The sequence below is a fragment of the Dethiosulfatibacter sp. genome (assembly GCF_983023055.1).
In genome coordinates this window covers 1-4808 of record NZ_CEZJXU010000174.1, presented here as the reverse complement: position 1 = coordinate 4808, position 4808 = coordinate 1, and the positions used below count along the sequence as shown (strand labels likewise).

Annotated in this window: 4 protein-coding genes and 1 pseudogene; all 5 read left to right on the top strand. The window is 37.4% G+C overall.

Translation table 11 applies throughout. The annotated features are described in order from the left end of the window. A pseudogene (locus AC3AX0_RS07300) lies at positions 1-268 on the top strand (hypothetical protein); the annotation flags it as partial. A gap of 11 nt (positions 269-279) precedes the next feature. After that, entirely contained in the window at positions 280-1437 is a 1158-nt protein-coding gene (locus AC3AX0_RS07295) for a M20 family metallopeptidase (protein ID WP_487549647.1), read from the top strand. 112 nt (positions 1438-1549) lie between these two features. Then, complete coding sequence (locus tag AC3AX0_RS07290) at positions 1550-2716, top strand: pyridoxal phosphate-dependent aminotransferase (RefSeq protein ID WP_487549646.1); 1167 nt, start codon at positions 1550-1552, stop codon at positions 2714-2716. Between the two features lie 31 nt (positions 2717-2747). Then, positions 2748-3896: a Nif3-like dinuclear metal center hexameric protein gene (locus AC3AX0_RS07285; protein ID WP_487549645.1), complete on the top strand. Its 1149-nt coding sequence runs from the start codon at positions 2748-2750 to the stop codon at positions 3894-3896. Positions 3897-3923: 27 nt separating this feature from the next. Next, a complete protein-coding gene (locus tag AC3AX0_RS07280) occupies positions 3924-4565 on the top strand; it encodes a cyclase family protein (RefSeq protein ID WP_487549644.1) in 642 nt (213 codons plus the stop codon). Positions 4566-4808: the final 243 nt, after the last annotated feature.

Here is a 4808-nt window from a genome sequence, read left to right as displayed (position 1 = left end):
TATCTTTTTGGCATTGCCTGTATCAATACTGTTCCTTGAGCATAATGTTGAAGGACTCAATATACTTAACACAATTAAGTCCCTTACGACACTCTATGCGATACCGGTTCTTTTCGTAATGGCGTTATTGATAGTTTCTTTTGTAAAAGCAATCAAAAAAGATATTCAGAGTGGAGAAATCTTGAATTCAATAGAATCACACAAGAGATTTAAATGGATGAATATTCAAACGGAAACAAGTGAAAAAGTGAAGTTGAAGATGAAATAGGAGGGATTTTAATGTTGGATGAATTTAAATCAATTGACTGGAATCAAGCTGTGGAAATAACACAGGATATTGTAAAGGTTAACAGCTATAAACTTGAAGGCAAGGTACAATTACTGGAATATATTAAGGGATACATTGAAAACAACACAGATGTTGAAGTGGAGATTTATGACATAAATACTGAAGATCCTTATCTCGTTGCATCTAAGACTTGTGAGAACCCTGAATTCAAGTTATTGCTTCAAGGTCATCTCGATGTAGTTTCCCCTGAAGGTATGGAGAATCCCTTTACAGCAGAGATCAAGGATGGAATCATGTGGGGAAGAGGCTCTGCCGATATGAAGTCGGGATGTGCTGCAATACTCACTGCGTTTATTGAATCAACTAAGCTTGATAATCAGAAGGGAGACATCTACCTTGCATACAGCACTGATGAAGAGTACAAGGGAGACCAAATGACTTCGGCTATTTTAAAAGGGAACATTCCAAAGGTTGATTTCTGTATAATTGCTGAACCAACAGAGGAGAATTTTGCTGTATACCACAAGGGTAATGCATGGATGAAGGTTGAATTTCCAGGAAAGACAGCCCATGCAAGCACTCCTCATCTGGGTATAAATGCAATTCACAGAGCAGGAAGGTTTATAGTTGAGTTGGAGGACTACCTTGAGAGCGGCGTAATCGAGGAAGATTCAAGATTTGGTAAACCTACTATGAATATCGGAACGGTTAAAGGTGGTTCAGAGGCCAACGTTGTTCCAGCAAACTGCAGCATAATGATTGACAAAAGGTATCTGCCTACATCGGATGTTTCATCGTTTATTGAAGAGATTGACATGATAATTGAAAAATGCAAGATAAGAGACTCTGAATTTGAAGCGATAACGAATCTTATTGGTGACTGGTCGGCTTTGAGTATTGAAACTGAAACTGAGATATTTAAAAGGGTTAGAAACGCTGTCGAAAGTACGAGAGAAATTCCTGTCGAACTTGTCGATATGGGAGGATGGGGAGAAGGAGGATATATTCAGAAACTGGATATTCCTACTATGTACTATGGCCCGGGAAGTCTTAAGGTTGCCCATACACCCAATGAGATTGTGAAAACAGATGAGATACTGTCTGTTGCCAAAGGTATGTATTCGATAATAAAAGAAATGTGCTTTTAGCATAGCATTTAGCTTGAATTAATCAAACTTAAACGTGTGTCAATATTAAGTTTGACACACGTTTATTGTCTATAAGGCAATAAACAATGATGAAATTGAAATAGGAGGTAAAATGAATTATTCAGATAGAACTTTAAATTTAAAAAATGAATCAGCGTTTAAAACATTGGCTGCTGCCAAAGAATTGGAAGCTCAAGGAAAGGATGTAATCCATTTTGAAATAGGAGAACCTGACTTTGATACACCAAATAATATAGTATATGCGACGATTAAAGCCCTAAGCATGGGATTCACACATTATACAAATGCACAGGGATTTCCTGATTTGAGGTTTGCAATAGCCAGATATGTGGATGGACACAAAAACCTGAAAACTTCTGAAGAAGAAATAGTAGTGACTCCGGGAGCGAAACCGATAATTTTCTTCACCCTTCAGGCTTTAATAAATGAAGGGGATGAGGTTATATATCCAGATCCGGGATTTCCAATATATCCATCTGTCATAAGATTCTGCGGGGGTATTCCCGTGCCAATCAAGATAAGAGAGGAAGAAGGATTTAAATTTAACATAAATGACTTAAGGGAAAAAATCACATCTAAAACCAAACTAGTAATACTTAACAATCCTGCTAATCCGACTGGAGGGCTGCTATCTGAGGAAGACATAGATGAGATATATGAAGTATTGAAGGACAAAGACATTTATGTGTTATCTGATGAGATATATGACAGAATAATTTATGAAGGTGAAACAAAGTCCATAGCTACAATGCCTGGAATGAAGGACAAGACAATTGTACTTGACGGTTTTTCAAAGACATACGCTATGACGGGATTTAGACTTGGTTACGGTATAATGAACAAGGAGCTTGCAAAGGTTGTAACAACCTTAATGATAAATTCCAATTCCTGTACTGCTACCTTCACTCAGATTGGTGGAATTGAAGCTCTCCAGGGACCTCAAGATGAAGTGGAAAAAATGGTCGAGGAATTCAAGGCGAGAAGAGATATAATAGTAGACGGTCTTAATTCGATAAATGGAATAAGTTGTATTAAGCCGAAGGCTGCATTCTATGCCTTCCCCAATATAACAGGGACAGGTATGACGAGCGCTCAGCTGTCTGACCATCTGTTGCACAATGCAAATGTGGCAGTATTGAGCGGAAATTCTTTTGGGGATCAAGGGGAAGGATATATTAGATTGTCTTTTGCTAATTCGCAGGAAAACATTAAAAGGGCAATTGAGAGAATTGATTTAAGCATCGGCAAGATACTATAATGGACTGCCGGCTTGAATGAGGAGATGTAAAATGAAGATAGCTGAATTAATTAACGAACTTGAAAAATATGCACCCGTGGAAAGAGCTTTGGATAATGAAAGAGTGGGTTTTATAACGGGAAATGGCGAAGATGAGATTAAAAAAGTAGTTATTACTATGTCCTTGACTGAAGATGTTATTGATAATTCCATAAAATCAGGCACAAATATGATTGTTTGCTATGAACCATTGGAATTTAACGATATAAGTTTCTCGAATATTGAAGGTAGACTAATAAGCAGACTTATCAAGAGCGACATTGCTCTATATGTCATGCACACCAATCTTGACGTGACTGACAATGGGTATTCAGCAGCTTTGCTGGAGAAACTGGAAGTTACTGATTTGGAAATAATAAAAATCACTTATAGGGAAAAGTGCTACAAGCTAGCGAGTTGTGTTCCTGTCGAGGAGGAAAACTGGACTGAACAGATTAGAAAAGCCCTGGGTGAGATTGGAGTTGCTGATGGTCCAAGTGGAGCGGGATATATTGGAACATATTCTGAAGTTTCCGATTATTCTGTTGCTTACCAGTGGTTTAGGACAATGCCTGGAGCAAACCCTCATATAGGAGCCATAGGGGATTTATCAAAGGTTCAGGTAGAGCGTTTTGAGATGATTATACCTGAGCATCAATTGGATGAATGCATAGACAAACTTTGTAAGATACATCCTTATGAAGAGGTAGAATATGATGTTTATCCTCTTGAAGAAACAAGAAACCATATGGGAAAAGGAAGAACGGGAAGACTCGAAAATGAAATGCCTGTGAAAAATTTTGTAGAAATGCTTGTAGAATCCGAAGGAATTAAAACCATGAGGATATCATGCAAAATGAAAGAAAATATTGGTAAGGTATCAGTTTGTACAGATATTGATGACAGTATGGTCGATGAAATAATAAAGAGTGCTCCCGATGTTCTGATTACTGATGCAATAAGTCTGAAATATACTGTTAGATTCCAGGAAAGCGGAATAGGGATAATATTGCTTGAAACATATGATATCAAGAAGGTTGTATTGGATAAATTAAAGGATTTCATATATGAACTTGGTTTAGAAGCATCCATTAACGCAGAAAATATATTCATGACATTTGAAGATTTGATGGAAGAAAAAGAGATTAAGAAAATAAGCTAGTACCATACTAATTGAGGAGGAAAAAAGATGAAGATTGTTGATTTGTCTCAAACATTGGAAAATGGAATGTCGGTTTTTCCCGGCGCACCAGAACCGTCTTTTGAAATGTTAGGAAATGTTCCTGAGGGTGATGTATATCAGTTGACAAAATTTGAAATGACAACCCATACTGGAACCCATATGGACTGTAATACACATGTTCAGCCGGAAGGCTATTGTACTGATACTGAACAGCTTGACATATTTATAGGAAAGGGTGTCGTGATTGACTGTTCCGGATATGACAACGGTGAAGAGATAGGAATAGAGATTTTTAATGGAATGAACATGGAAGACAAGGAATTCGTACTATTATACTGTGACTGGGCAAAACTCTGGGGACAGGATAAATTCTGGGGAGACTATCCTTATGTTTCAATGGAAGTTATTGAATATCTTGCAGAAAATGACAGAATAAAAGGGATTGGTCTTGAATATGCTTCGCTGGATCGTCTAAAGGAAGAGGAGCTTCCGCTCCATAAGAGGCTAATGCAGGAAAAGAAGACTGTAATTGAATGCCTTAAGAATCTTGACCAGTTGATTGGAAAAGACTTCACTTTTATGGCTATGCCTTTGAAATTCAAGAGTGGAGACGGATCTCCTGTAAGAGCGATTGCGCTAGTAGAATAATTGAAAATTTGGTAGTCTCAACAAATATGTAGTTAATTAGTGTCTGCTGATTAACATTCAAACTATTGATTTTACTGACTTTCAAGCTCAAATTTGGTATAATAGGTGCAAGGGTATTTCGCATCTAACAGGATTTCCTTTGCACTTACCCATGATATTATATTCAATAGGAGCTAAAAACGAATCCAGAAAACCGATGGATAAAAATGGCAGATCAAATTCCCTGGGAACAGTTTGAGGAAA

What these genes read in the sequence shown, in the direction of transcription:
- AC3AX0_RS07295 (WP_487549647.1), top strand. Translation starts at nt 280, where the DNA reads ATGTTGGATGAATTTAAATCAATTGACTGGAATCAAGCTGTGGAAATA.
- AC3AX0_RS07285 (WP_487549645.1), top strand. Translation starts at nt 2,748, where the DNA reads ATGAAGATAGCTGAATTAATTAACGAACTTGAAAAATATGCACCCGTG.
- AC3AX0_RS07280 (WP_487549644.1), top strand. Translation starts at nt 3,924, where the DNA reads ATGAAGATTGTTGATTTGTCTCAAACATTGGAAAATGGAATGTCGGTT.
- AC3AX0_RS07290 (WP_487549646.1), top strand. Translation starts at nt 1,550, where the DNA reads ATGAATTATTCAGATAGAACTTTAAATTTAAAAAATGAATCAGCGTTT.